This window comes from Lachnoclostridium sp. An131 (assembly GCF_002160825.1).
Taxonomy (GTDB): domain Bacteria; phylum Bacillota; class Clostridia; order Lachnospirales; family Lachnospiraceae; genus Laedolimicola.
In genome coordinates this window covers 36,947-63,465 of sequence record NZ_NFLI01000014.1, presented here as the reverse complement: position 1 = coordinate 63,465, position 26,519 = coordinate 36,947, and the positions used below count along the sequence as shown (strand labels likewise).

The window sequence follows — 26,519 nt, the reverse complement described above, 5'->3', positions numbered from 1 at the left end:
AAGAGTGATTCATAGGAATTGCTCTTCTCATTTTTTGTATATAGATGTTGAATAATTTAAAATAATGTAATATAATGGAAATAAACGATAAGGGGGGCTCTCAAGTGAATATCAAGTTTTATCAGACCGTAGATACAATACATGGAACGATTTATTATACGAAATTGGAGCAGCAGATTATAAATACCCCATTTTTTAACCGCCTGCATGATGTGAATCAGAGCTCTACCGTATATCTGACTTTTCCGCCGAACAGAACGAAAAGATTTGAACACTCAATGGGGACAATGCAGCTGACATCAGATATTTTTTATAATGCTGCAATGAACTCCTCAGGGATGTCAGCGAAGGAATTGTTGATGAAAAAAGCAAAAGAAGCTTTTGGAGAGGTGATTGCTTATATAAAAGCTGGAAAAGGGAAGGGATTGTTCGATTTCCATCAGAAAACCTTAAAGACAATGGATTTTTTGAAAAGTAAAAGTCAGGAGTATTTCGTTGAGGTTATAGACAAGCAGTTTTTGACACTATTTCGTGGTAATTGCCTGTTAAATTATGCCCCGTATGATCTAAATACAGGGTTTAACAGATTCCTTTTTTTATGTTTGCTGCAGTCGCTCCGCATTGTCGGATTGCTGCATGATATTGGTCATCCTCCTCAAAGCCATGTGATAGAAAAGATTTTAGGTGAAATTGACTTTGAATTACGCGAACGCCCAGAAAAGGAGCTTAATGAAAGGCAAAAAAGATTTTTAAATATTTTATCCTCATATAAGGATGTGAATGATGAGAGCATCGTGAGGATTGATGAGAAGATGGCAATTAGGACGAAGACTGCGGAAAAAGAACATCTTCATGAAATGATAGGGCTTCAAATAATTAAAAGAATTATCGATTATGTGTTTCCTGAGGTGATGGAAGACGCAGTAAATAGCCCGAGAAGTGCAGAGGCTGCCGTTCAGGTGCTTTATTATTTTACGATTATTGAATTTGTTTTTGCTGTTGTGAGAAATAAAAATGCATTTTGGATAGGGCTTCACAATATTATAGACGGAACGATAGATACGGACCGGCTTGATTTTGTTCCGCGCGATTCCAGAAATTCAGGCATGACATGGGGCGAAGTTCCTTATAAACGGCTGATCAATACAGTTAGATTTGGAATCGTTTCGAAGGATGGACTTGAGCCCGGAATATATGTGTGCTTTTCGGACAAGAATATTCAACAAATGGACGAATTGCTGAATAGCCGGTATAAAATTTTTTCCATGATTAATTATCATCATCGCAGCACTAAGATTGCAGCCTTGTATCAGAGGGCAGTAAAAATGCTGGCAGAAGAATATCTGGAGTCTCCAGAGCCTGATACGGAGGAAATGACATACTTTTCTGACATCAGCGGGTTATGGAGAGCAATAGAAAATGTTTACTCAAGAGAAGCTTCTGTTTTGAATCTGATACAATGGAATGACAGCTGGCTGAATGGCCTTTTATATCGCCATATGGTAAAAGAGAGCGTTCTGGAATCTGGAAATGAGAGGCTTCAGCATTGCTGTATGTATTTGAGAGAAGTGTTTTTGGGCGAGCATTATCATGTTTCGCTTATTAAAAGACAGACAGAAATGATGGAAATAAACGAAGCGGTTATGGAAAATATATCAAATCTCCTTGAAAAGATAGAAAAGGAATTGATAGCTGTTCAAAAACAAATCTGTGATATGGAAGAGCGGATTGAGGAGAATGACAAAAACGGGAAAAAGATATATGCATCTACTAAAAGCAAATTGGAAGCAAAGCAAGATGCATTTAGTGTGCTGGCTGACGCATACGCTGCCTTAAATGAGTTTGACTGGCCTGAGATAGAAACCGTTTTAGGAAAAACGATAGTAACTGACGCTGTAAAAAAGGTGATGGAAAGCCATAAAGAAACTGTCGAATCCTATATTATTGAGAAAGTTAAATTTTCTCTGGGAACAGGAAATGCATATGTCTGTGATTATGATGGAAAAGTAGAGGATTATTACAAATATTCCAATATAAAAGATGTTTTATCTGAAGCCAGGCTGGGGTTCCCATTTTTTTATATTTATTTGAAGGGCAGAAATGCATGGGAACTAGATGGAAGGTTCAGGTCGCAGCTCCGAAAGGAAATAGGAATTGAGATTGGAAATGAAATATGCAAAAGTGTGGATAGTTGGATAGATTTTGCTGCAACCAGAGAAAACAGTAAAAAAATAGATAAATAAGGACGAAACAGTAAGCGGTGGCGATTGACATGAAAGCTGAATAATGATAGAATAAAAGAGTTGTCGTAAGGCATATATTATAAAGGAGAGTGCCTATGTGCTATTTAAAGGAAATAAACAGAGCGGGAAGCATGAATGAAATACAGAGGATAATAGTCAAGGCAGTAGTCAGCCAGAAAGAAAATTTTACTTATCAGTTTATTTTCAAAAAGATAAAGGATGAGCTGGAAGATTTGGGTCTGCCTGAAAGCATTGCAGACAGCTATAGGATAGACAATATGATTAGTGAGACCCTGGAACAGATGCTGGAGAAGGGGAACATCAGTTATTTTAATAACGTGTATATTCCCCGTAGATCTCCCGTAAAAAGAGTAAGAGCTGCATTTGCATAAAAACAGGATAAAATAGAGAAGAGCGCTTCGAAAGACGAAATATTGTGCTGTCTTTCGGAGCGTTTTCTTTTGGAGGATATATGGAAGTTTGGCATGCCGGACATGTATAAGCTTTTGCCGGCTGAGAGCAAACTAATTATAAATGAATGCGATGGCGCCGGCGTGCAGGTATCGTATCGTTCCCTGCTGCATCGACGCGAAAAGGAGTGCCGAAGTTGAGACAGACAGCAGACAGGACAGCAGTATTTGAAACCATGCCGATTCCACAGGCAGTGAGCCGGCAGATCATCCCTGCGGTTGCAAGCCAGATGATAGCCCTGATTTATAACCTGGCAGATACTTATTTTGTAGGCATGCTCAATGATCCGTGCCAGACAGCAGCGATCACAGTGACGTATTCTTCATTTGTGATGCTTACGGCCATTTCCAATTTGTTTGGGGTGGGAGGGGCAAGCGCTTTGTCCAGGGCGCTCGGAAAGAAAAATACAGAAGACGCAAAGGGAATCGCTGCCCTTTCCTTCTGGGGAGGTCTTGGCTGTGCGGTTCTGTTTTCTCTTCTGTTCCTGGCGTTTTCACGCCCGATACTGGTTCTCTGCGGTGCTACGCCGGATGTGTTTGAGACTGCCCGCCGGTATGCCTTATGGGTCGTGGTGATAGGAGGCCCGGGAACCATTCTGAATACGCTTCTGTCCAATCTGGTGCGGGCGGAAGGAAAAGCGGCAGCGGCGGCTGCCGGCGTGTCGATGGGCGGACTTTTGAATATTGTCCTGGATCCGTTTTTCGTGCTGCCGCAGTTCCTGGGGCTGGGGGCAGCCGGAGCAGGAATCGCAACAGCTCTGTCCAATCTGGCAGCGGCGCTGTATTTTCTGATTTATATCGCCTGGAAACGGAAAAACACAGTAGTCACTGTAAACCCTGTCAGGCTGCGGTACGCGGGCCGGTATCTCAGAGCCATTCTTGTCAGCGGCTTTCCTTCAGCTGTGCAGTATGCGCTGACTGTGGTGGCGATCGCGGCCCAGTCTAAATTTGTCTCCGGGTACGCGACAGAAGCGGTGGCAGGGCTGGGGATTGTGAAAAAGCTCGACCAGCTCCCTCTCTATTTTTCCATCGGCGTGTCGAACGGTCTGCTGCCGCTTTTGGCCTACAATTATTCTTCCGGCAATCAGGAGAGGAGAAGGGCCGTCTTCCGGCTGGGGTGCACGGTTTCCTTCGCTTTTTCCCTGCTCTGCCTGGCGGCCTACGAGCTTTTTGCGCCGCAGCTTGCTTCCCTGTTCATCAGCGATCCGCTGACGATCCGGTACGGCGCCGGGTTTTTACGGTGTATGGTGACAGCCATGCCCATGATGTCCGTGTGTTATCCTATGATTATCCAGTTCCAGGCTATGGGAAAGTTCCGGGAATCCATGATCTGCTCCGTGCTCAGAAAGGGCGTGCTGGATATCCCCCTTCTCTTTCTGATGAACGGCCTGTTCGGCCTCTATGGCTGCATGTGGGTGCAGCCGGTCGTGGACGCGGTGTCGCTGGCCGCGGCAGGCGGCTTTTACCGGAGAATGAGGAGGACGGAAGGGCTCTGAGAAAAATCTGCATTTTTCTGTGACATTTCTCCCTGTTCGCCGGTATTATAGGTACAGGCCTGTAAGGAGGAACGATTCATGCCAAATGAAAGACAGCGGCAGATAGAAGCCCTGATAGAAAAATATGAGAAAACCGTGTACAAGCTGGCTTATTCCTATCTGCGCAATAAGCAGGACGCCGATGATATCTACCAGGAGGTTTTCCTGCGCTATTTTCGGAATAAGCCGGAGTTTGCAGGCGAAGAGCACGAAAAAGCCTGGTTTATCCGGACAACCGTCAACTGCTGCAAGAACCTCTGCACCTCTTCCTGGTTCCGGAGGACGGCTCCCCTGGAGGAAAATGCGCTGGGAGATGAGGCCGTCTATGTGCCTCAGGAGCAGAGCGAGCTGTTCACGGCAGTCATGGCTCTCCCGACCAAGTACCGGACTGTGGTTCATCTGTTCTATTACGAGGGCTATTCGGTCCGGGAAATCGCTGAGCTGACAGGAGAGAAGGCGACGACAGTCACGACCCGGCTGAACCGGGCGCGGGCGAAGCTGAGGGACGCGCTGACTGGGATGGAGACGGTCTGCGCCAAGCTGTAGGAAACGGCGGATGGCAGCAAAAGCTGTAGGAAACAGGAGGAGCATACATGAGTATAAAAGAATATAAGAAAGCATTTTCAGGAATCGAGCCGGACCAGAGGACGCGTGACACGCTGATTGCACAGATTTTGAAAGAGGAAGGGTACAGGAGCGGAACGGGAGAAAGAGCGCCGTCGCAGGGAACGTGGATGAAAAGGGCGGCAGTGAAGGGGATGCCGGGGAAAAAAAACCTGCGTCCGGGGATTCTGGCAGCCTGCATAGCCGCTATGGTACTCTGTCTTTCTGTGACGGCCGCGGCTGATTTTGATCTCAACGATATCTTTCAGGGATTTTTCCGGCGCCAGGCGGTTTCCGGCGAAGGGGAAGCCGCAGAAGCTGGGAAGGCTCAGGAAACCGTCCCCCTTTCCTCAGACGACGCGTTTCTTGCCAGCGCGGGAAATGCAATTTATGAGGAAACCTCGGGGAATGGGCTGAAGCTGACCGTACGTGGAACGGTCAGCGATGGAAACGCTCTCTATGCCGCGGTTGATGTGGAGACAGAGGATGGCGCGGCCTTCAGCAAAGAGCAGGAGGGGGTCCTTAAATCCTATACATTTGAAGAGGTGTGGCTTCAGGTGGAAGGAGGGGAGAGGCAGCGCTGCGCGCTTACGCGTATCGATGACGGAAGCGTTCAGGGGAAAGCAGTCTTTCTTCTGGCGGAAACCTGTGACACAGATTTGAATGGAAAGCAGGTATCCCTCTCTCTTTCCAATCTCCTGATGGGAACGAATGAAGCGGTCGATCTGGGCATGGACAGGACGCTTGGAGAGCTGATGACAGAATTTGAACCGCTGGAGGAGGGCGGCATAGCAGAGACAGGGAGCAGCGTCGAGGCGGACGAGGACGGAAATGAGGTTTCTCATCAAAGCTTTATCGCAGCCCGGACAGACAAAAGGATCCGTTTTTCCGATACGTTTCCGGAAGCGGCTCTTTCGAATCTGGGAATTTGGACGGATGCTTCCGGAACGGGCAGTCTCCTTCTGAATCTGGAACTCGGCGGGGAGCTGACAGACAGCCTGCTGGATCAGAAGCCGCTGATGCTGGTGGATGCCCGGACGGGGCAGGAACTTTCCGGTTCTTCTGAGTCAACATCCATTGGAGAGGATTATGCGCAGTATCTGTTTCCGGAGCTTGACGGCCAGAGCGACCTCTCGGGAGCCCCCGGGCAGGAGACAGTTACCGCCCGCCGTTACTGTTTTAACAATATCGGCGAAAATCAGCTGAAAAACGCCGTCCTGGCACTTGGAGGAGCCGGTTCGCAGGAGGAGCTCGTTTCCGGGATCTGGGAGCTGGATTTCACGGTAAATTACGAGGAAACCATGAAAATATGGGCCTTTGATGAGACAATTCAGGCAGGCGGACTGCATGTGAAAAAAATCGGAATTTCTCCGGTGTCTGCAATGGTCGAATTTGACACTTTGTCGGATGAAAACCCGGTTCCGGAGAGTGCGGTTCTGAATCTGGAAAATGGAAGCCAGGTAGAAGCACAGGCAATTACAGAAGAAATGGGGGATGGAAAGTCCGGAAAATGCCGGATTCTCTGGGAAAGCGTTATAAATGTGGATGAAATCCAAAGCATTTCCCTGAACGGTTCCGTTATTTTCCTGTAAAAGGAAGGTAAAATTAGATTGTGAAAAGAATATCAAACATCCGACAGTTTGTATGATTGTCGGATGTTTGGCTGTGCAATATAATGAACACATAGTAGATGAGACAAGTCCACAGGGGATTGTTAAATTATCTACAGAAAAGATGGCTGTCCGAGAAGCACGGACGCGCACAATGAAAGGAGAAGTTTCAAAATGGGATTCAAATCTGACATTGAAATTGCACAGGAGACAGAGATGCTGCCGATTACGCAGATTGCGGAGAAGGCGGGAATTGATGACAAGTATCTGGAGCAGTACGGAAAGTACAAAGCGAAAATCGACTACAATCTGTTAAAGGAGACGAACGCTGAGGACGGCAAGCTGATTCTGGTAACGGCGATCAACCCGACCCCCGCAGGAGAAGGAAAGACCACCACATCTGTAGGACTGGCAGATGGACTTCAGAAGATCGGCAAGAAGGTTATGGTAGCGCTTCGTGAGCCGTCTCTGGGACCTGTATTCGGTGTAAAGGGAGGAGCTGCCGGCGGCGGATACGCACAGGTAGTGCCCATGGAGGACATCAATCTTCACTTCACCGGCGACTTCCATGCAATTGGAGCAGCCAACAACCTGCTGGCAGCCATGATTGACAACCATATTTTCCAGGGCAACGCTCTGAACATCGACCCGAGAAAGATTACCTGGAGAAGATGTGTGGACATGAATGACCGTCAGCTTCGTAACATCGTGGATGGCCTTGGCGGAAAGACCAACGGAATGCCCAGAGAGGACGGCTATGATATCACCGTAGCTTCCGAGATTATGGCGGTTCTGTGTCTGGCAAGCGATATCACAGACCTGAAGGAGAGACTGGCGAGAATCATCATCGGCTATACATACGGAAAAGCTTCCGAGCAGAAGCCCGTAACAGCCGGCGATCTGAACGCACAGGGCGCTATGGCGGCTCTTCTGAAGGACGCTCTGAAGCCGAACCTGGTACAGACTCTGGAGCATACACCGGCTATCGTTCACGGCGGACCTTTCGCGAACATTGCTCATGGATGTAACTCCGTAACGGCTACAAAGATGGCTCTGAAGCTGGCTGACTACACCGTTACCGAGGCAGGCTTCGGCGCAGACCTGGGTGCTGAGAAGTTCCTGGATATCAAGTGCCGTATGGCAGGCCTGAAGCCGAACGCAGTCGTTATCGTAGCGACCGTTCGTGCTCTGAAGTACAATGGCGGAGTTCCGAAGGCTGACCTGAACAATGAGAACCTGGAGGCTCTGGAGAAGGGACTTCCGAACCTGCTGAAGCATGTAAGCAACATTACCAACGTATACAAGCTGCCCTGCGTAGTAGCTATCAATGAGTTCCCGACCGATACACAGGCTGAGATCGACCTGGTAGAGAAGAAGTGCAAGGAGCTCGGCGTAAACGTAGTTCTGTCCCAGGTATGGGCAAAAGGCGGCGAAGGCGGCGTGAAGCTGGCTGAGGAAGTAGTTCGTCTTTGCGAGCAGCCGAATGACAGCTTCACATACTCCTATGAGCTGGAAGGAAGCATCGAGGATAAGCTGAATCAGATCGTACAGAAGATCTACGGCGGCAAGAGAGTTGTTCTGACAGCGAACGCTCAGAAGCAGGCGAAAGAGCTTGAGGCTCTCGGATTCGGCAACTGCCCGATCTGCGTAGCTAAGACTCAGTACAGCCTGACAGACGACCAGACAAAGCTGGGCGCTCCCACAGACTTCGAGGTAACCGTACGCAACCTGAAGATTTCCGCAGGCGCAGGCTTCATCGTAGCTCTGACCGGCGAGATCATGACCATGCCTGGTCTGCCGAAGGTACCGGCTGCAGAGAGAATCGACGTAGACGAGACTGGAAAGATCAGCGGACTGTTCTAAGCCATTAAAAAGGTTATCCATTATAAACTTTCATAACACCACAGACGGGAAGGACCGGACGGCCCTTCCTGCCTGCATGTAAGCAAAACATTTCAGCTGCCGTCCCGGCTCTCGGATTCGGGTGGAAAGGCTGGCAGCTGGCTTAAGAAAAATAAAAGAGAGGGGAATAGAACAATGGGATTTTCAACCAGCAGATGTGATGAATTTGTAGAGGTACTGGCTTCCAAGGCTCCGGTTCCCGGAGGCGGCGGAGCTTCCGCTCTGGTAGCGGCTGTAGGTACGGCTCTTGGAAATATGGTAGGCAGCCTGACTGTAGGCAAGAAGAAATATGCAGATGTGGAAGAGGAGATGTATCAGCTCAAGGAAAAGGCGACGGCTCTTCAGAAGGAATTTCTGCATCTGGTAGAGCGCGACGCGGAAGTTTTTGAGCCCCTGTCCAAGGCTTACGGAATGCCCAGAGAGACGGAGGAGGAGAAGGCTGAGAAGGCACGTGTGATGGCGATTGTTCTGAAGGATGCCTGCTCCGTTCCGATGGAGATTATGGAGAAATGCTGCGAAGCTCTGGACTTAATTGTGGAGTTTGCTGCAAAGGGTTCCGCTCTGGCGATCAGCGACGCCGGCGTAGGCGCAGTATTCTGCAAGGCAGCTCTTCAGGGAGCGTCTTTAAACGTATTTATCAACACCAAGTCCATGGCAGACAAGGAGTACGCTGCCGAGCTCAATGCAAAGGCGGACGCGATGCTTGAGAAATACACAAAGATTGCAGACGAAATTTTTGAAAGTGTGGAAGCAAGACTGCGTTAGAAGATTGCGTGAAAAGAAAAATTCTGATAGAATAAAACAAAACGTGACAGTCTAAGGCTCAGGCTTTCTGCTGCCGCGAAAAACGTAAATCGTGAAAGGAACCGTAAAACCATGGCAAAACAGTTATTAGGAAAAGAAGTAACAGCTGCTCTGAACGAGCGCATCAAGGCCGATGTGGCTGCTCTGAAGGAAAAAGGCGTAACCCCGACTCTGGGAATCATCCGCGTAGGTGAGAGACCGGACGACCTGTCTTATGAGAGAGGCGCCACAAAGCGCTGCGAGACTCTGGGCGTAGAGTACAAGAAATATCTTCTGCCGGAGGATGTAAGCCAGGAAGAGCTTCTGAAGGTCATCGACGAGGTAAACAAGGACGACAACATTCACGGCGTTCTGATGTTCCGTCCGCTGCCGAAGCATATCGACCAGAATGTGGTTGAGAACGCTCTGGCTGCTGAGAAGGACGTAGACTGCCAGACCGACGCGTCCCTCGGCGGCGTATTTACCGGAAAGCAGGTAGGCTTCCCGCCCTGTACGCCTCAGGCCTGCATGGAGATTCTGGATCATTACGGAATCGACTGCACAGGCAAGAAAGCGGTTGTCATCGGCAGAAGCCTGGTAGTTGGAAAGCCGGCTGCCATGATGCTGATTAAGAAGAATGCTACTGTGACCGTGTGTCATACGAGAACGAAGGACATGCCCAGCGTAACCCGTGAGGCTGAGATTCTGATCGTAGCTGCGGGCCGGGCAGGAGTCGTAGGAAAAGATTATGTATCTCCGGGACAGATTGTCATCGATGTGGGAATCAATGTAAACGAGGAAGGCAAGCTCTGCGGCGATGTGGCTTACGACGAGGTAGAGCCGATTGTAGAGGCCATCACTCCGGTGCCGGGCGGCGTGGGAAGCGTAACCACTTCCGTTCTGGTAGGCCATGTGGTAGAGGCTGCCAAGAGAAAGTTTGCGTAAAAAAAAATCGTATTTGCGGACGGCGTATCTGGCCGTAAACGGATGAAAAAAGAAAGCGTATCGCTATCAGAGATTGATGGTGATACGCTTTTTGTGTTGGTGCGTCTGGCAGCGCACATTTCTCAAGGGTGCGACACGGAATCATGCGCAGTAAACGCGACAGATGGACAGCGGGAAGGAGACGTGTTCAAGATGTTCCGGAAATTGACGGTAATTATTGTTGGAACAATTTAACAAAAAATTTACAGGTGCATGATAGAGAAACGGATTTCAGATATGGTAAATTGAAACGCGGCGGCACGGTGCTGTTGAAATGTATAGATGTCGTTTAACAATGGTCTGTAGATAAACGGGGAGGTTTATGATGAAAAAATCAGATGAAATGTTTGTCAGACGAATCATTATGATGCTGGCTGGGATTTTGTTTATCAGTCTAAGTGTAGGGCTTTACAGATTGAGCGGATTTGGCGTAGATGCCTTTACCTGCATGAATCTGGGGATCAGCGGATATCTGAATATGCAGTTTGGAACCTGGCAGTTAATTATGAATGCGGTTATTCTGGTAATTCTTTTTTTTCAGGGCAGGGAATATATCGGAGCCGGCACAATCGTAAACATGGTATTTGTGGGTTATGGAGCAGATTTTTTCTGCTGGATGGTACAGGATCTTGCACACATGGAAATGTCTTTTTCGCTTAGAATCGGAGCGCTGGTTCTGGGGTGCCTGTTTGCTAGTCTGGGTGTGGCCTTTTATATGGTCGCTGAAATGGGGATGTCTCCGTATGACAGTGTGGCGGTTTTACTGGAAAAACTGACGCATGGAAAGATTCCGTTTCAGTACGCCAGAGTCTGCAGTGATATTACCGTGGTAATCGTGGGAATTATTTTTTGCTTGGCGGCCGGAAATTCTCTGTGGACAATTATCGGACTTGGAACAATCTGCAATGCCTGTTTTAATGGACCGGTGATTCAATTTTTCCGGACACATGTCAGCGAACCGTTGTTGAAATACCCGAAAAAGACAACCGGTTTTGTTGACAGAAAGTAAGAACAGCTGTTTCTTTCTTTTACAAAATTTTAACATAAAACGTTATTATGATACAGATTTTACCTTCCATTTAACAAGAGTTTACGGAAGTACGATAGAGAAATTAATTTTCGATGTGCTAAATTAGAATGCGGTGAGCACATACTATTGAAAGGAGGAGTTGTGAAGAATGAAAAAGGGTGTGAAAGCCAGTACCATTGGAAAAGGAATTGGATGCGCGGTGCTTCTGTTCCTGGCTCTTTTTCCGATTTACTGGTTAATCGCTATGGCGATCCGTCCGACGAGCGAGATGGAAGGCAGTGTTTCTCTGCTTCCTCAGTCGCTGACCTTTGAATATTTTACTGACCTGTTCCAAAATGAAGGATTTGGTCAGGCGATTCTCAACAGTGTTCAGACGACTTTTGGCTCATTGATTATTTCCCTGCTGGCAGGGATCTGTGCGGCATATGTAATCGCCCGAAGACGTTTTAAGTTTGGACTGAAACAGCCAATGACTTACTGGGTCTTACTGATACGTGTATTGCCTCCGGTGGCATTCGTCATCCCGTTATACATTATGTTTAACCAGATTGGATTGATAAACACGAAAATACCGGTACTATTGGCCTGTGTCCTGATCAACGTACCGCTTATTATCTGGTTCCTGCTCAGCTTTTTCCAGGAACTTCCGGATGAAGTGGAAGAGAGCGCAAAGGTGGATGGAGCGACAGAATGGCAGCTGTTTTATAAAATCGTGCTTCCTCTGGTCGCGCCGGGTATTGCGGCGGTTGCGATGCTCTCTTTTATGTACGCATGGAATGAGTATACTTACACTGTTATTTTTACCCGCAGTTCCATGAACAATACGGTGCCGCTGGCGCTGGCGCTGCTGAATACAGAGGACAGCCTGACGAACTTCGGACTGGTAGCGGCAGGCGGAGTCATATCTGTAATTCCGATTACGCTGTTTGTAATTTTTGCTCAGAATTATTTGATTTCAGGACTTTCCAGCGGAGCAGTTAAGGGCTGATGGGCTGTGACAGAAAAGATATTTTGGATATTTAGGAGGAAAATGATAATGAAAAGAAGATTATTGGCGCTGCTTCTGGCTGGAGTAACTGTGTGTTCTCTGACAGCATGCGGCGGGAGCACTTCCGGGAACAACAATGAAAGCGCAGATGCATCCGCAGAGGACGGGACGACTCAGATGTCCATCGCGCTGCGCGGCGGCGTATATGCAGACGTGATTAAAGAGTGTCTGCCGGCATTCGAAGAAGAGCATAATGTAACAATCGATGTTCAGGAACTTTCGGAGGAAGATCTGCATACTTCCGTAGCGTTGAATGCTACAAGCGCGCAGGGAGCATATGATCTCTGCATGGTAGACGGCTCCTGGATGGCGGAATTTACAAACGCCGGTGTTTTAGCCAATCTGTCTGAGCTTGGATATGAACTGGATGATGATATTATTGAGGCTACGACTTCAATTTGCTACGTGGATGACAATGCATATCTGGCTCCATACTATGGAAATGTAACGGTATTGATGATGAATAAAGCAAATGTGGAAGAAGCTGGATATACTGTGGATACAGTGGATTCTTTGGCTGATATTCTGGATATCTGCCAGAAGGCGCAGGCCAGCGGCAAGAAAGGCTTTATCTACCGCGGAGACAGTCAGAATAACCTGGTGGTAGATTTCCTTCCGATTCTTCTTTCCTATGGCGGATGGGTGGTAGATGAGAATAATCAGCCGACAGTAAACAGCGAAGCGTTTGTGAATGCGATGAATTATTATATGGAACTGATTGCTACCGGCGAGGCACAGGTGAAGGATGACCTGGTAGCATCTGTAGATTCCGGAGCGGCGACAATGGGTATTGCATGGCCGGGCTGGTATACTCCTACGGCAGATTCTGCGGCAGATTATATCGCGCTCAGCGGAAAAGCAACGGATGACGCGCAGGCATATAATGCAAACGTATATGGAATCTGGTGCCTGGGGATTCCGTCTAACAGTCAGAACAAAGAGCTTGCGGCAGAGCTGCTTACTTATCTGATGGATCCGGAAGTGCAGTATGGCACAGTGGCATCCGGCGGAGTTCCCTGCCGTTATTCCAGCCTTCAGGATGAAGAAGTTCTTGCAGAATATCCTCAGTATGAAGTAGTCTGCCAGGCACTGGAAAGTGGTGTATATCGTCCGGTAATTTCCCAGTGGACAGAATTCTACACAACTCTGGGCTCTGAGATGGACAACATTATCAATGGCGCCAAGACTGTAGAAGAAGGATTGAACGATGCGCAGGCGGCATTGGAAGAACTGATGGCAGAGTAATGACAGGGTGGCGATTATGATGGGAAGAAAAAAAGCCAAAGGAGCTGAGCTGCAGACAAAGCGCTTCAGCGCGGCCATGATCACGCCTACAGTTATTATACTGGCAGTTATGACGGCTTATCCGCTGATCTTTACGCTGGTTTACAGTTTCACGGATTACAATCTTCTGGGGGCGTTGAACAGTGCCCCGGAAGTAGTAGGGGTCAAGAATTATCTGGATCTTCTGACAGATTCTTATTTTCAGCAGTCGGTCTGGAATACGGTAAAGTTTACGCTGCTGACAGTGATTCTGGAGATGGTGATAGGTTTTGCGCTGGCGCTGTTTGTCAACAGCCTGCGTAAAGGACAGAAGATCATGAGAACACTGCTTCTGCTCCCGTATCTGCTTCCGACAGTTACCGTAGCCCTGATCTGGAGAATGATGCTTTCGCCAAACTACGGAATTGTCAATCAGGTACTGGAAGCATGGCATCTTCCGGTTTATAACTGGTTTTCCGATATACATACGGCATTTGGCATGCTGGTTCTTATTGACGTATGGCAGTGTGCGCCGTTTGTTTTTCTGCTCTTATATGCCGCGCTTCAGTCGGTACCTCAGGATCAGTACGAAGCTGCCCGCATGGATGGAGCTGGGTCACTGAAAATACTGTTTTATGTAACAATCCCGAATATTAAAAGCAGTCTGGCACTCTGCGCGCTGCTGAGAACGATTGACAGTTTCCGGCTCTTTGATAAAGTGAATCTGCTGACCGGGGGCGGCCCTGCCAATAGTACAGCTACCATCACACAGTATCTGTATAACTATGGAATCAAGACATTTGATTTTGGCCTTGGAAGCGCCGGAGCCATTGTTATGACGGTAATCGTGCTGCTCTTGTCCAGTCTTTATATAAAACGGGCAATTAAATAGATGATGGAACAAATTAAACTGACGTTTTTAAATGTAGGTTATGGGGAAGCGATTCTGCTGGAAATGCCGGACGCTTCCCGCCAGGAGGGCATGTTCCGGGCGCTGATTGACGGCGGAAGCGCGGAAATGCAGGAATATGAAGACCGTTCTTCTGGACGTGTTCCCGTGTGGGAATATCTGCGGAAAGAAAATATCGGGCATCTGGATTTGATGATATGTACGCATATTCACGAGGATCATATCAGTGGGATGCGGAAAGCGGCGCAGCTGCTGCCGCCCGGAGAGTTCTGGCAGACCCTTCCTGTCTCTTTCTATGAAAACATGAGAATTCTGGATACTTCCACGGCGCAGAACCTGTCTCAGGATAAGTTCCTGCATGCGCTGAATGATTATAAAGAATTATGCATTCAGACTGTGAAACAAGGAGGAACCATCCGCGAAGTACTGGGTGGACAGAGCATGTTTGTAGGTGAAGACGGATATCTGGAGATACTGGCGCCGTCCGGAAGAGAACAGGAAGAACTGGAAGAAGCTTTGGTGGAGCTGTATGCGGAACCGGATTCGAAGAAGTTTCTTCAGAAGCTTTCCGGACTGGACAGCCGTATGAATAATTACAGTATGATTCTTCGGATTGTGTATCAGGACCGCTGCGTTTTGCTGCCGGGGGATACGGACTGCAATGGTTATAGGGGCATACCCCGGAATAAGCTGCAGTCACATTTGTTTAAAATCGGTCACCATGGACAAAAAGACGGTATCAGCAGAAAACTTCTGGAAATGATTTCTCCGGAGGCAGTAGTATGCTGCGCATCCAGCGATCGGAGATATGAGAGCGCTCACCCGGATGTGGTGCATATGCTGGAAGAGGCAGGGATCAGACAATATTTTTCAGACTGTCCTCCGACAGCGAAAGAGACAGTGCCGCCGCACCGGGCGCTGAGATTTATTGTAGCCAGAGAGCAGCCCATGGCCGGAGAATATATATCGTAAGAGGAGGAAAATCACTATGGCAGAAGTGATTCTGAAACATATAAAGAAGGTTTACCCCGACCTGGATCAGAAAAAGGGGAAAAATACAAATCTGAAAGTGACAGATGAAGGCGTGCTGGCAGTTCAGGACTTTACTCTTGATATTAAGGATAAAGAATTCATCGTTTTGGTCGGGCCTTCCGGATGCGGAAAATCGACGACGCTTCGAATGGTTGCCGGACTGGAGGAAATCAGCGGAGGCGATTTGTACATCGGCGGTGAGCAGGTGAATGATGTTCCGGCCAAGGATCGTGACATAGCCATGGTGTTCCAGAGTTATGCGCTGTATCCCCACATGACAATTTATGATAACATGGCATTCCCTTTGAAACTGAGAAAAACTCCCAAAGACGAGATTGATAAGCGTGTCCGTGAGGCGGCAGAGATTCTGGGGATTACTCAGTATCTGGGACGGAAGCCGAAACAGCTGTCCGGCGGACAGAGACAGAGAGTGGCAATCGGGCGTGCTATTGTGCGTGAACCGAAAGTACTTCTGATGGATGAGCCGCTGTCAAACCTGGATGCGAAGCTGCGCAACCAGATGCGCGCAGAAATTATTAAGCTTCGTCAGAAAATCAATACTACATTTATTTATGTGACACATGACCAGACGGAGGCTATGACTCTGGGAGACCGCATTGTTATCATGAAAGACGGGGAGATCCAGCAGATCGGCACACCTCAGGAAGTCTTTAACCATCCTGCAAATATATTTGTGGCAGGCTTTATAGGAGTGCCTCAGATGAACTTCTACGACGCGGAACTGGTAAAAGACAATAATGGAAAATATGCGGTGGAACTGGAAAATGTCCGTGTAACGCTTTCAGATGAGAAACAGGAAAATCTGACCAGAAATCAGGCAGAGGCAGGGCCGGTTACGCTGGGCGTCAGACCGGAACATCTGCATCTGGCAGACGGCACAGAGGCAAAGATTGACGGTATGGTGGAAGTGAGCGAGATGATGGGAAGCGCGGTTCATCTGCATTTGAAAGCATGCGGCACCGATACCATTATGATTGTACCAATAACAGATCTGGATGAGACTGCGGCGTTTTCGCTCGGCAGCAAAGTCGGATTTTCATTTAACGGAAAGACTGCTCATGTGTTCAGCCGGGAAACCGGAGAAAACCTGGAAAGGGTACAGGCATGACCGGAGGCGTATCCATGGAGAAAACATATGATGTAATGGTCATTGGGCCGGTGTCCATTGATTACAATATTGATTATCAGGGAAATGAGCGCAGGGAGATCGGAGGAGCGGTAGTTGCCTCCGGATTTGCCGCTGCCGGTAGCGGAGTCCGCACGGCGGTTTTCTGCAAATCAAATGAAAAGGATGCGGATATAAAAGAGAGGTTTGAAGGAATTCAGGCAGATCTGTATTGGAAATCTTCTTCCTCCACATGTTCTATCCGCAATCAGTATTTTACCGCGGATAAAGAAAAGCGTCAGTGTACTTCTCTGGGCGTCTGTGATCCGTTTCGGTTCGAAGAAATTCCTCAGGCAGATACAAAGGTATATCACTTTGCGGGCCTGGTATATGGGGATTTTGACGGCCCCTTATTTGAAGAAGCCGCGCGGCATGGAAAAGTAGCTTTGGATGTGCAGTGTATGCTTCGTCATGTGGAAGCGGATAGCTCCATGAAATTTCATGACTGGGAAGATAAGGAAAAATATCTTCCGCTGATGGATTATTTCAAGACCGATGCCGCGGAGGCTGAGATTATCACCGGACTGTCTGACCGCGCAGAAGCGGCAAGACAGCTGTATGCCTGGGGCGCTAAAGAAATTGTAATTACGCACAATACGGAAGTGCTTGTTTATGATGGAAAAGAAATTTTGACCTGTCCAATCAAAGCAAGAAATCTGTCCGGACGGACCGGACGGGGAGATACTGTCTTTGCCGGGTATATCGCCGCAAGACAGGAAGGAAAGAGCGTACAGGAAGCGCTCCTTTATTGTACGGCACTCGTGTCTTTAAAAATGGAAACGCCCGGTCCATACCGGGGTACCCGGCAGGATGTGCTGGATTATATAAAAGAATTTTATCTTTGATGCAGAAATGCCCTGAGTCGATAAGGCGTTTACGCTTTTATCAACTCAGGGTACAGGAAAAGGGAATCCAATAAAATAGTTTGACAGTGTTTTACGAAGAAGGCAGGAAAGAAAACAGCTCAGATTTTCTATCCTGCCTTATATCAGTATCATATATTATTTTCCAAACACTTCTTTTGCCTTCTTCATATTTTCTATGATCGGCACCTGGAAGGGACAGCGTGTCTCGCAGGCGCCGCATTCGATACATTCTCCCGCATGATGGGGCAGCAGCTCATAGTGTTCCCGCACGGTCTCCGGGATCGTTCCCTGGGCCTTTGCCAGGTTCAGAAACTTGGTGACAGAAGCCACGTCGATCTGTTTGGGGCAGGGCGCGCAGTGGCTGCAGTACATGCAGTGCCCTTCCCAGCTGATATTCGGGAAGGCGGCAAAGGCTGCCGCGTAATCCTTTTCTTCGTCGGAGGCCTCCTCATAGGCGGCGCTTTCCCGGAGCTGTTCCACAGAATGGGCTCCGGCCAGGACGCAGGCCACACCAGGACGTGTCAGGGCGTAATGGAGACACTGACAGGCGGTGAGCGCTTTTCCGGCAGGGGACAGGGAAGCGTCCAGGAGATCGCCGCCGCCGAAGGCCTTCATGACGGTGACACCCACGCCCATTCTCTGACAGACCTCGTAGAGCTCCTGGCGTTCCGGGTCCATGTTGACAAGATGAGCCTCGTAATTTTTCTCATTCCAGAGCTCTTCCACGTCCTCGCCCGCGGGCTGCAGGTCGTAGCAGGGATTCACGCTGAACATCAGGACCTCGATGGCTCTGCTTCTTACGGCGGCCAGGGCGGCTTCCGGGTTGTGACTGCTTAAGCCGATGTGACGGATGACTCCGGCAGCCTTAAGTTCTCTGGCATACTGGAGTACAGGCCCTTCTTCTATGGTCTTCCAGTCCTGCAGAGAATCGCAGTAATGGATCATGCCCACATCGATGTAATCGGTCTGCAGCAGGGACAGCATTTCTTCCATGCCGGCCTTCACTTCCGCAATCTTGCGGGTGCGCTTATACTGGCCGTTCTTCCAGACGGAGCACAGATGAGATTGGATGTAAAATTTTTCCCGGCGGCCTTTCAGGGCTTCACCCACATTGGCTCGTACTTTCGGGTCCGAGGTGTAGAGATCAAAATAATTGATTCCCAGTTCTTCCGCCGCGTCAAAAAGACGCCGGGTATTTCTGCATTCGTCCTCTGAGAAACCTTCGCAGCCCATGCCGATTTCACTGACCAGCAGGCCGGTATTGCCAAGCTCACGGTATTGCATCATATTCTTCTCCTTTTCGTTTGAAATGTAGTTTTTCCGGAAATTCAGCCTGCGCTCTGCCGTTTTCCGGGCCGGCAGAAGATAGTGACAATATGATTATAATAGGAATACGGGGGCAAGACAAGAAGCGGGAAAGAATGAAAGAATTTTAAAATATTTTAAATCCTTTTTTCGGGGACTGGCGTTATAGTATATGTAAGGAAACTGCCCCGGCTGGCAGGAGGCTTATGCGCTTTCTGTATTCCGGGAATGATGAGGAAACGGGAAATGAAGGATACAAGCTCGAGATCACAATTAAAGGACAGTGAACTTACGGCCCGGGTCCGGAGAGGAGAGACAGAGTGGCTGGATGTGCTGATAGAACGGTATTATGACGGAATTTTCCGCTTCTGCTGCTGTAAGACGGGAAGCAGGGAAGCGGCCTATGACTGCACCCAGGAAACCTTCCTTCATCTGCTCCGTTATCTGGAAGCTTATACGGAACAGAAAAAATTCAAAGCCTGGCTTTACCGGATCGCTTCCAACGTATGTACTGATTATTTCCGGAAAGCTGCCCGGGAAACTGCCGGGGAGGAAGTCCTGGAGCTTCTCCAGGAGGAGGACAGGCGGTTTGAGCAGATTGAGCAGAGAGAGCTGGTCCGGCACGCGCTGGCCTGTCTTTCGGAAGTGCAGAGGGAAACCATCCTGCTCTATTTCTTTGACGGGTTTAAGCTGCGGGAGATTGCGGAAATCACGGATACAAAAATGTCTACCGTGAAATCCAGATTCCGACAGGGAATGGAGAAGCTGAAGGTCTATATGGAAAAAGAAAATCTGAACAATGAAACGGCGGGAAAGGAGGAGCAGAACGGATGAAGAGAATGAAACAGGGGCGGGTAAACCCCAAAGAAATGGAAAAAGAGATCCGGGACTTTCTGAAAGGAGCCGCAGGAACCACAGGTGCTTCTGAGGGAGAGCAAGGATGGCTTCATCCCGAGGAAAAGAGAAAGCAGGAGACGCTGGCGTTTCTGCGGACGGAGAGGAGAAAGCTGAGATTCCGTCCCCGGAAAAGCTTCGCGGAGCGGCTTCTGGCTCAGGCGTCTTGGATGTCGCCGGGGGCCTGGATCGGACAGCTGGCGGTACTCGTATTTTTCTTCCTTCTGCTTGGAAATACAGGCTGGAACCGGAGAGACACCCTGCTGCTTGTGACAGCCTGTACGCCTCTGCCGGGAGTCATTGGACTGGTGGAGCTTCTCCGCAGCTGGCAGAGCGGCATGTGGGAACTGGAGGAAGCCTGCCGCTATCATTTGAGACAGATTCAGGGTATGCGGCTGCTGGTTTTCGGAATCGCGGACAGCATCGGGGTGGCCGCCGTGTTTGTCATGGGTTTTCTGGAGGGGTACGCGGCGGAGCTGCTGCTGCTGTTTTTCCTGTTTCCCCTTCTGGTTTCGGACAGTGTCTTTCTTCTGCTGGCAAAAGCCTTCCGTAAGGGAGCGAGAGGGCTGGTGCCTGTGCTGGGCGGTCTGGGAATGGGGATTTTCTGGATGTATCAGGCCTCATGGCTTCAGGATGTTCCGGGGACCCTGGAGGAGTATACGGCTCCTGGGACGCTGACGGCGCTGCTGGCAGGAAGCGTGTGTCTGCTGGCATTTGCCTGTGCGCGCTTTTTAAATGAGACAGATAAGGAGGAACAGGGATTATGGAACTGTGCATAGACCGGCTGACAAAGCAGTACGGACATAAGCTGGCGGTGGATCGGGTCGATCTGGAGCTTCACCAGGGTGTGTATGGGCTGCTCGGAGCCAACGGAGCGGGGAAGACGACACTGATGCGGATGCTCTGTGATATTCTGACGCCCACATCCGGGGAGATCCGTTACAATGGACGGGAGATCGGCGCCCTGGGAGAGGATTACCGGAGCTGTCTTGGGTATCTGCCCCAGAATTTCGGTTATTACCCGGAATTTACGGCGGAGAAATTCCTGCTCTATCTTGCGGCGCTGAAAGGACTGGGAAAGATTCAGGCCGGTCAGAAGATGCTGGAGCTTCTGGATCTGGTGGGCCTGGCGGAGGAGCGGAAGCATAAGATTCGGACCTTTTCCGGCGGAATGAAGCAGAGACTGGGGATTGCCCAGGCCCTCTTGAATGATCCGGAGATTCTGATTCTGGATGAGCCTACAGCCGGTCTTGATCCGAAAGAGAGGGTGCGCTTCCGTAATCTGATCAGCGCCTGCGCCAGAGACCGGATCGTGCTGCTGTCCACCCATATTGTGTCGGATGTGGAATATATTGCCGGGGAGATTCTGGTGATGAAGGAGGGCAGGTTGATCCACAGAGGGGCGCCGGATGTGATTACACGCGAGATAGAAGGAAAGGTCTGGGAGTGCCAGGTGGATTCGGCCAGAGCGGAGGAGCTCTGCAGCCGGTATAACGTGGGCAACCTGAAAAACGCGGGCGACAAGACTATCCTGCGTATCATCGGAGATAAAAAGCCTGAGGAAGAAGCAGTTCCCGCGCAGCCCACGCTGGAAGACCTGTATCTGTATTATTTTCAGGAGGAAGAAAGATGATTCGGCTGATTGGGTTTGAATTTGGCAAGATATTCAAGAGAAGGATTGTCTTTGCGGCGCTTGGAATGCTGGTGGTATTTGGCATCATGCTCTATATGGGAAACGGTCCCCAGGAGGTGATATCCAGGCTGCCGGACGGCACCTATATCGGCGGCGCGGAGGCCATTGCTTATGACAAGAAAGTGGCGGCGGAGTATGAGGGAGTTCTGACAGAGGAGAAAGCGCGGAGCATTCTGGAGCAGTATGCGCCGGAGGCGCCGGACGGAGGACTCTGGACGATCAACAGCACCTATAACATAGTCCAGCATTTTTTTGGGAACCTGGACGGAAGCTGGAACGGGCTTACGGTAGAGGAAGCGCTTCCGGATTACCAGGGGGAAGAACCGCTGCTTCTGGGCTATACGGATGGCTATACAGGGTTTATCATGATGGGAATGTATCTGATGGTCACCCTGGGCTTTGTACTGATTATCGCGCTGTCGCCCGTATTTTCAGAAGAATATTCCAGAGGAACGGACGCGCTGATTCTGACCTCCCGCTATGGGAAAACCCGCTGCGGTCTGGCAAAGATTTTCGCAGCCTATCTTTTTACGCTGCTGATTACAGGAATCTTCCTTCTTGTGACCATCCTTTTGTTCCTTACAGGCTTCGGACTTACGGGAGGTGACAGCAGCATACAGCTGAATAGCCGCGATCTTCTGTATGCTCTGCCCTATTTTATGACCTGCCTGGAAGCCGCGGGAAGCAGTCTCTTGCTCTGGCTGGCCGGAGCGCTGATTCTCACGGCTCTTGTTCTGATACTGTCAGCGCTCTGCCGGACTTCTTTTCTTACGCTGCTAATGGCGCTTACCCTGTATCTGCTGCCCATGCTGGGACCCAGCCTGCATATCTCCAGGAAACTGCTGTCTCTGGCGCCCTTCTGGTGCTTTCTGTCGGAATGGACGCTGACTTTTCCGAAGTTTCTGGGAGGGCAGCTGTCCTGGAGCTGGATTCCGGCCCTGATGTCGGTGGTTCTGATTCCTGTGGCTCTGTGCTTTGGAAGGAGAATTTTTGCCCGGCATCAGGCGGGCTAGAACGAAAAAACCGCGGACCGGACAAACTTTCAGCCGGCAGGGAAATTCATACATTGACTTTCTCCCCAACTTCTCGTACACTATGTAGGAAGAGACAGGAAGGGAGAGGTACAAATGAAGCTCAGCACGTCTATTCTGGCGCACCGGTTAAAATCTAAATTCACGCTTCAGAACAAAAAGGCTCTTTCGGATGAGCTTCATCTGGAGCGTGTTCTCTATTACTGTGACGGGGATGAGATGCAGGATCACAAGATCTACATCTGTACCCGGGATCAGGTGTCGGAGCAGGATCTGATTGTGCCCGAGAAGGCGGTTTTATTCTGCATTGGAAAAATAAGAACGAGAAATACAGGGAAAAACGGACAGGTATTCCAGCTTGTGGACGATACCTCTCCGTTTTTGCTGTTTAATGAGATTCAGAGAATTTTTGATTATTATGAGAAATGGGATACCAGGCTTTATGAGTTGGCGAATCAGGAGGGCAGCATCCAGGAAATGCTGGATGAGAGCTTCCGGGTCTTCCACAATCCCATCATTGTACATACTGCGGACTATTTTGTAATCGGTTATTCCAGCATCATCGATACCCGGCCGGAGCTTTCCGGGCTGGTGGACCCGGACGCTATTTTTGAGCGGAATCAGGAGAACCGGGACGGCAGGCGGCAGCCCGACCTGACAAAGAAGAAAGGAGCTTTCTTTTATCCGGATTTTATTACGGGAATGCGGAGCCTCTGTGTCAATATCTTTGAGCATGAACGTTATGCCTACCGGGTGCTCATGGTGGAGAGCTCCAGCCGTTTCGATGCCTGCGACGGAGCCCTGCTGGAGCATCTGGCAGAGTACATCAACCTGGCCCTGTCCAAACAGATGGTGCTTCAGGCAGATATGGGCTACCGGCTGGACCGGATTTTCTCGGATATACTGTCCGGACCGGAACAGGACCCGGAGCTTCTGGAACAGTGGTTTTCAGAGTTCGGCTGGCTGGCCTCCCACCGGTATTTCTGCATCAATCTGAAGGTGGCGGCTCTGGATCTGGAGAATATGACGGTCCGTTTTGTCTGCAGCCATATGGAAAACATGCTGCCCCAGTCCTGCGCCTTTCAATATCAGAATCATATTGTGATTTTTGTAAATCTGACCCGGTTCGGCGGTGATGCGGAAGATGTGAAGGATAAGATCATCTATTTTCTCCGGGACAGCTTTCTGAAAGCGGGCTTCAGCAATGAGTTCACCGGTTTTGCTCATATCCGGGATTATTACCGTCAGGCGGCGGCAGCCCTGGAGGTGGGCGGAAGAAGAGAACCTTATAAGTGGATTCACCGTTTTGAAGAGGTGGCCCTTGACTATATGCTGGAACATGGAAGAGGAGAATTTCCCGGAGAGCTGGTCTGCTCCCGCCGGATTCTGGAGCTTAAGGATTTTGATGCCCAGCATCATACAGACTATTATCATACGCTCAAATGCTATGTGCAGCATCAGCTCAATGCCGTGCAGACGGCGAAGCAGCTTTTTATCCACCGGAGCACCTTCCTGTACCGGATGGAAAAGATAGGGGAAATCGTGGACCTGGATCTGAATGATTATGATACGCTGCTCTATGTGATGATGACCTTCCGGATTCTGGAACAGGAAGGAAACGAATAAAGAAAAAACAGGGTCCGCAACTGCCGGTTGACACATTTTCCAAGCGCTCTTGGTTGTCTGCGCCCGGGAATCCTGCTATTCTTTACCTGACAGGAGGCAGTCAGGGCAGCAGTTAAAAGGACGGCTGCCGGCTGCTTTCAAAATGAAGCTTCATATCTCAAAAATTTTCAAAAAAATTCTGGTAATAGAACTGCAGGAGGAGACAGTATGATCTTAGGTGAAAAGATTGCGGCATTGAGAAAACAGAACAACTGGTCCCAGGAGGATCTGGCGGAACAGCTTCAGATTTCCAGACAGTCCGTATCGAAATGGGAGAGCGGAGCTTCGATTCCGGACCTGGACCGCATCGTAAAAATGAGCGCCTTGTTTGGCGTTAGCACAGATTACTTATTAAAAGATGAAATGGAGGAAATCGCCTGGTCGGAGACGGATGAGCCTTCGGAAGGAGCGGCGCGCCGGGTGAGCCTTCAGGAGGCCAATGCCTTTATGGATTTATGCAGGGATACTTCCGGCCGGTTTGCCTTTGGGGTAGTCTTATGTATTCTCTCCCCGCTTACTGTGATTTTTCTGAGCGTGCTTGCGGCGGAAGAGAGAATTCCCCTGTCCATGAGGGCGGCCGAGGGAATCGGAGTACTGGTTCTGCTGCTGATGGTTGCCGGGGCGGTGGCGGTTTTCGTCCTGAACGGAATCCGCCTTTCCGGATATGAATACCTGGAACAGGAAGATATCGTGCTGGAATACGGCGTGGCCGGAATTGTGGAAAAAAGGAAAGAGGAATTTGCCGGAACCTTCCGTACCGGCATCACAGGCGGAGTCGTTTTGTGCATTCTGGCCGCGGTGCCGCCGGTGCTTGCCGGCGCCTTAAGTACGGAAGCTGTTTCTGTGGCGCTGTCGGTATGTATTCTTCTGATTCTGGTTGCCTGCGGCGTCTGGCTGTTTGTACGCTGCGGAATCATCCAGGGCAGTTATCAGAAGCTTCTTCAGGAAGGAGATTACACGCCGGAGAAGAAGAAAGCCAACCGGATTCTCGGCGTCTTCCAGGGGGCTTACTGGTGTGTGGCTACAGCCATTTATCTCTATATCAGCTTTACCCGGAATAACTGGGAGAGCTCCTGGGTGATCTGGCCGGTGGCCGGCGTGCTGTTCGCGGCAGTATTTGGGGTTCTGGAGACACTGGTGAAGAAAAAGTGATAAGGCTGCAGAGGACGGCTGCGCCGCCAGATCAATGCAGTTAAAAATACAGGTAAAAGAAAAGGGAGACAGTTCCGTGAAATTGTATGGTTTAGAAAAGCATGAATTTCACAGGACGGTCTCCTTCTTAATTGTCAGAAAACAAACTGGAGTCTTTTTCGGGGCCCTTTTCAGGCATTCTTTTTCTTATATTCCGTTCCCCAGGCCACCATAGCGTCCAGAACAGGCTTTAAGCTGTACCCGGTCTCGGTCAGGGTGTACTCCACCCGTGGAGGCACCTCGGCGTAGACCTTCCGGGTCAGAAGGCCGCTCTCCTCCATGGAGCGCAGGTTTGCGGTCAGCACCTTCTGCGAAATGCTTCCGATGGATTTCTTTAATTCACCGAACCGCCTGGTGCCTCCCAGCAGGTCGCGGATGATCAGTACCTTCCAGCGGTCGCTGATGAGCATCAGGGTGGTCTCGACCGGGCAGGCCGGCAATTCTTTCTTCATGTATATCCCCCATTTTCTACAATAGTATCCTTTTGGTAACTATAGCACTTTATTGTGCTTACTTTACAATTATACTTTACATCCATACAATAGCATTAAAGACAGCGGTTGTCAACAAACAATACAGGCAGAAAGATAGTTTCGGTGCACAGTGAGCATACTGTTACTGTATGCCGTCACGCAGGAAAACAAAGATGAGGAGGATGCAACATGACAGTACAGGAATGTCTGCAGATATTGCGGGATGTGAAGGATGTGGCTTTTGCCACAGTGGATGAGAAAGGGGTTCCACAGGTACGGATCATTGATGTGATGCTGGTGGAGGAGGAAAAGCTCTATTTCTGCACGGCCAGAGGAAAGGATTTTTACCGGCAGCTTATCTCTTCCGGGCGGGTGGCTGTAACGGGCCTGAACAGGGAGTACCAGATGGTGAGAGTGGCCGGAAGGGTTCGGAAGCTCCCGGAACAGAAGACGTGGATTGACCGGATTTTTGAGGAGAACCCTTCGATGAAGAGCGTGTATCCGGGAGAGAGCCGGTACATTCTGGAGCCTTTCTGCTTGGAGAATGGACAGGTGGAGTTCTTTGACCTGGGAAAGAGCCCGATTTACCGGGAGAGCATGGGATTTGGAATGGAGCGGACGGCGCAGAAAGGCTTTGTAATCACAGACGCCTGCATTGGCTGCGGCGAATGTAAGAGAAACTGTCCCCAGCAGTGCATAGAGGAAGGAAGTCCTTTCGCAATCCGGCAGGAGAACTGCCTGCACTGCGGGCTGTGTCTGGAGAACTGTCCGGTACAGGCCATGGAAAGGAGAGGTGAGTGAA

At 49.6% G+C, this 26,519-nt stretch carries 24 protein-coding genes; 22 read left to right on the top strand and 2 right to left on the bottom strand.

From position 1 onward, the window contains the following. The first annotated feature begins 104 nt into the window (after positions 1-104). From B5E77_RS12270 to B5E77_RS12200, 15 genes are all read left to right on the top strand, one after another. Positions 105-2,243, top strand: coding sequence for an HD domain-containing protein (locus tag B5E77_RS12270; protein ID WP_087165655.1), 2,139 nt, complete (start codon positions 105-107; stop codon positions 2,241-2,243). Positions 2,244-2,338: 95 nt separating this feature from the next. Then, positions 2,339-2,635, top strand: coding sequence for a hypothetical protein (locus B5E77_RS12265; RefSeq protein ID WP_087165654.1), 297 nt, complete (start codon positions 2,339-2,341; stop codon positions 2,633-2,635). A gap of 215 nt (positions 2,636-2,850) precedes the next feature. Beyond that, positions 2,851-4,209 (top strand): MATE family efflux transporter, encoded by a 1,359-nt coding sequence (locus B5E77_RS12260; protein WP_087165653.1) that lies wholly within the window; start codon positions 2,851-2,853, stop codon positions 4,207-4,209. 78 nt (positions 4,210-4,287) lie between these two features. Further along, the gene (locus B5E77_RS12255) at positions 4,288-4,794 is read left to right on the top strand and encodes a sigma-70 family RNA polymerase sigma factor (RefSeq protein WP_087165652.1); all 507 of its coding nucleotides are present in this window, start codon (positions 4,288-4,290) and stop codon (positions 4,792-4,794) included. Between the two features lie 47 nt (positions 4,795-4,841). Next, entirely contained in the window at positions 4,842-6,443 is a 1,602-nt protein-coding gene (locus B5E77_RS12250) for a DUF4179 domain-containing protein (RefSeq protein ID WP_087165651.1), read from the top strand. Positions 6,444-6,635: 192 nt separating this feature from the next. Next, on the top strand, positions 6,636-8,324 hold the full coding sequence (locus tag B5E77_RS12245; protein ID WP_087165650.1) for a formate--tetrahydrofolate ligase: 1,689 nt from the start codon (positions 6,636-6,638) through the stop codon (positions 8,322-8,324). Positions 8,325-8,498: 174 nt separating this feature from the next. After that, positions 8,499-9,128, top strand: coding sequence for a cyclodeaminase/cyclohydrolase family protein (locus tag B5E77_RS12240; RefSeq protein WP_087165649.1), 630 nt, complete (start codon positions 8,499-8,501; stop codon positions 9,126-9,128). Positions 9,129-9,239: 111 nt separating this feature from the next. After that, complete coding sequence (locus tag B5E77_RS12235) at positions 9,240-10,091, top strand: bifunctional 5,10-methylenetetrahydrofolate dehydrogenase/5,10-methenyltetrahydrofolate cyclohydrolase (RefSeq protein ID WP_087165648.1); 852 nt, start codon at positions 9,240-9,242, stop codon at positions 10,089-10,091. A 361-nt stretch (positions 10,092-10,452) separates the two neighbouring features. After that, the gene (locus tag B5E77_RS12230; RefSeq protein WP_330394690.1) at positions 10,453-11,139 is read left to right on the top strand and encodes a YczE/YyaS/YitT family protein; all 687 of its coding nucleotides are present in this window, start codon (positions 10,453-10,455) and stop codon (positions 11,137-11,139) included. 169 nt (positions 11,140-11,308) lie between these two features. After that, positions 11,309-12,148 (top strand): carbohydrate ABC transporter permease, encoded by an 840-nt coding sequence (locus B5E77_RS12225; RefSeq protein WP_087165647.1) that lies wholly within the window; start codon positions 11,309-11,311, stop codon positions 12,146-12,148. A gap of 48 nt (positions 12,149-12,196) precedes the next feature. Further along, a complete protein-coding gene (locus B5E77_RS12220) occupies positions 12,197-13,453 on the top strand; it encodes an extracellular solute-binding protein (RefSeq protein ID WP_087165646.1) in 1,257 nt (418 codons plus the stop codon). Positions 13,454-13,469: 16 nt separating this feature from the next. After that, the gene (locus B5E77_RS12215) at positions 13,470-14,363 is read left to right on the top strand and encodes a carbohydrate ABC transporter permease (RefSeq protein WP_087165645.1); all 894 of its coding nucleotides are present in this window, start codon (positions 13,470-13,472) and stop codon (positions 14,361-14,363) included. Beyond that, entirely contained in the window at positions 14,364-15,353 is a 990-nt protein-coding gene (locus tag B5E77_RS12210) for a ComEC/Rec2 family competence protein (protein WP_087165644.1), read from the top strand. It abuts the gene before it with no gap. Between the two features lie 16 nt (positions 15,354-15,369). Next, a complete protein-coding gene (locus tag B5E77_RS12205; RefSeq protein WP_087165643.1) occupies positions 15,370-16,542 on the top strand; it encodes an ABC transporter ATP-binding protein in 1,173 nt (390 codons plus the stop codon). Between the two features lie 14 nt (positions 16,543-16,556). After that, entirely contained in the window at positions 16,557-17,444 is an 888-nt protein-coding gene (locus tag B5E77_RS12200; RefSeq protein ID WP_087165694.1) for a PfkB family carbohydrate kinase, read from the top strand. A gap of 156 nt (positions 17,445-17,600) precedes the next feature. Here B5E77_RS12200 and B5E77_RS12195 read toward each other — a convergent pair whose 3' ends face one another. Next, a complete protein-coding gene (locus B5E77_RS12195; protein ID WP_330394689.1) occupies positions 17,601-18,752 on the bottom strand; it encodes an aldo/keto reductase in 1,152 nt (383 codons plus the stop codon). A gap of 264 nt (positions 18,753-19,016) precedes the next feature. Between B5E77_RS12195 and B5E77_RS12190 the strand changes: the two genes are divergently transcribed. The 6 genes from B5E77_RS12190 (at position 19,017) to B5E77_RS12165 (ending at position 25,205) form a co-directional block, all read left to right on the top strand. Next, positions 19,017-19,604, top strand: a complete 588-nt coding sequence (locus B5E77_RS12190) for an RNA polymerase sigma factor (RefSeq protein ID WP_087165693.1) — start codon at positions 19,017-19,019, stop codon at positions 19,602-19,604. Beyond that, positions 19,601-20,443 carry a hypothetical protein gene (locus B5E77_RS12185; protein ID WP_087165641.1) on the top strand — a complete coding sequence of 281 codons (843 nt, stop codon included), beginning with the start codon at positions 19,601-19,603 and terminating at the stop codon, positions 20,441-20,443. The genes B5E77_RS12190 and B5E77_RS12185 overlap by 4 nt, the downstream gene beginning before the upstream one ends. After that, complete coding sequence (locus tag B5E77_RS12180; RefSeq protein ID WP_087165640.1) at positions 20,428-21,297, top strand: ABC transporter ATP-binding protein; 870 nt, start codon at positions 20,428-20,430, stop codon at positions 21,295-21,297. The genes B5E77_RS12185 and B5E77_RS12180 overlap by 16 nt, the downstream gene beginning before the upstream one ends. Then, positions 21,294-22,370, top strand: coding sequence for an ABC transporter permease (locus B5E77_RS12175; RefSeq protein ID WP_087165639.1), 1,077 nt, complete (start codon positions 21,294-21,296; stop codon positions 22,368-22,370). The genes B5E77_RS12180 and B5E77_RS12175 overlap by 4 nt, the downstream gene beginning before the upstream one ends. A 114-nt stretch (positions 22,371-22,484) precedes the next feature. Then, positions 22,485-24,014 (top strand): PucR family transcriptional regulator, encoded by a 1,530-nt coding sequence (locus tag B5E77_RS12170; RefSeq protein WP_087165638.1) that lies wholly within the window; start codon positions 22,485-22,487, stop codon positions 24,012-24,014. Positions 24,015-24,221: 207 nt separating this feature from the next. Continuing rightward, a complete protein-coding gene (locus B5E77_RS12165) occupies positions 24,222-25,205 on the top strand; it encodes a helix-turn-helix domain-containing protein (RefSeq protein WP_087165637.1) in 984 nt (327 codons plus the stop codon). 170 nt (positions 25,206-25,375) lie between these two features. Here the strand turns inward: B5E77_RS12165 and B5E77_RS12160 are convergent, their stop codons facing one another. Further along, a complete protein-coding gene (locus B5E77_RS12160) occupies positions 25,376-25,696 on the bottom strand; it encodes a winged helix-turn-helix transcriptional regulator (protein WP_087165636.1) in 321 nt (106 codons plus the stop codon). Positions 25,697-25,906: 210 nt separating this feature from the next. Here B5E77_RS12160 and B5E77_RS12155 point away from each other — a divergent pair, with 210 nt between their 5' ends. Then, positions 25,907-26,518, top strand: a complete 612-nt coding sequence (locus B5E77_RS12155) for a pyridoxamine 5'-phosphate oxidase family protein (RefSeq protein WP_087165635.1) — start codon at positions 25,907-25,909, stop codon at positions 26,516-26,518. Position 26,519 lies beyond the last annotated feature (1 nt).

Bases quoted from the DNA above. Each gene is read 5' to 3' on its own strand.
- B5E77_RS12155 (WP_087165635.1), top strand. From the start codon at position 25,907: ATGACAGTACAGGAATGTCTGCAGATATTGCGGGATGTGAAGGATGTG.
- B5E77_RS12160 (WP_087165636.1), bottom strand. From the start codon at position 25,696: ATGAAGAAAGAATTGCCGGCCTGCCCGGTCGAGACCACCCTGATGCTC.
- B5E77_RS12185 (WP_087165641.1), top strand. From the start codon at position 19,601: ATGAAGAGAATGAAACAGGGGCGGGTAAACCCCAAAGAAATGGAAAAA.
- B5E77_RS12245 (WP_087165650.1), top strand. From the start codon at position 6,636: ATGGGATTCAAATCTGACATTGAAATTGCACAGGAGACAGAGATGCTG.
- B5E77_RS12200 (WP_087165694.1), top strand. From the start codon at position 16,557: ATGGAGAAAACATATGATGTAATGGTCATTGGGCCGGTGTCCATTGAT.
- B5E77_RS12250 (WP_087165651.1), top strand. From the start codon at position 4,842: ATGAGTATAAAAGAATATAAGAAAGCATTTTCAGGAATCGAGCCGGAC.
- B5E77_RS12230 (WP_330394690.1), top strand. From the start codon at position 10,453: ATGATGAAAAAATCAGATGAAATGTTTGTCAGACGAATCATTATGATG.
- B5E77_RS12220 (WP_087165646.1), top strand. From the start codon at position 12,197: ATGAAAAGAAGATTATTGGCGCTGCTTCTGGCTGGAGTAACTGTGTGT.
- B5E77_RS12190 (WP_087165693.1), top strand. From the start codon at position 19,017: ATGAAGGATACAAGCTCGAGATCACAATTAAAGGACAGTGAACTTACG.
- B5E77_RS12165 (WP_087165637.1), top strand. From the start codon at position 24,222: ATGATCTTAGGTGAAAAGATTGCGGCATTGAGAAAACAGAACAACTGG.
- B5E77_RS12255 (WP_087165652.1), top strand. From the start codon at position 4,288: ATGCCAAATGAAAGACAGCGGCAGATAGAAGCCCTGATAGAAAAATAT.
- B5E77_RS12240 (WP_087165649.1), top strand. From the start codon at position 8,499: ATGGGATTTTCAACCAGCAGATGTGATGAATTTGTAGAGGTACTGGCT.
- B5E77_RS12210 (WP_087165644.1), top strand. From the start codon at position 14,364: ATGATGGAACAAATTAAACTGACGTTTTTAAATGTAGGTTATGGGGAA.
- B5E77_RS12195 (WP_330394689.1), bottom strand. From the start codon at position 18,752: ATGATGCAATACCGTGAGCTTGGCAATACCGGCCTGCTGGTCAGTGAA.
- B5E77_RS12225 (WP_087165647.1), top strand. From the start codon at position 11,309: ATGAAAAAGGGTGTGAAAGCCAGTACCATTGGAAAAGGAATTGGATGC.
- B5E77_RS12235 (WP_087165648.1), top strand. From the start codon at position 9,240: ATGGCAAAACAGTTATTAGGAAAAGAAGTAACAGCTGCTCTGAACGAG.
- B5E77_RS12205 (WP_087165643.1), top strand. From the start codon at position 15,370: ATGGCAGAAGTGATTCTGAAACATATAAAGAAGGTTTACCCCGACCTG.
- B5E77_RS12170 (WP_087165638.1), top strand. From the start codon at position 22,485: ATGAAGCTCAGCACGTCTATTCTGGCGCACCGGTTAAAATCTAAATTC.
- B5E77_RS12215 (WP_087165645.1), top strand. From the start codon at position 13,470: ATGATGGGAAGAAAAAAAGCCAAAGGAGCTGAGCTGCAGACAAAGCGC.
- B5E77_RS12265 (WP_087165654.1), top strand. From the start codon at position 2,339: ATGTGCTATTTAAAGGAAATAAACAGAGCGGGAAGCATGAATGAAATA.
- B5E77_RS12175 (WP_087165639.1), top strand. From the start codon at position 21,294: ATGATTCGGCTGATTGGGTTTGAATTTGGCAAGATATTCAAGAGAAGG.
- B5E77_RS12180 (WP_087165640.1), top strand. From the start codon at position 20,428: ATGGAACTGTGCATAGACCGGCTGACAAAGCAGTACGGACATAAGCTG.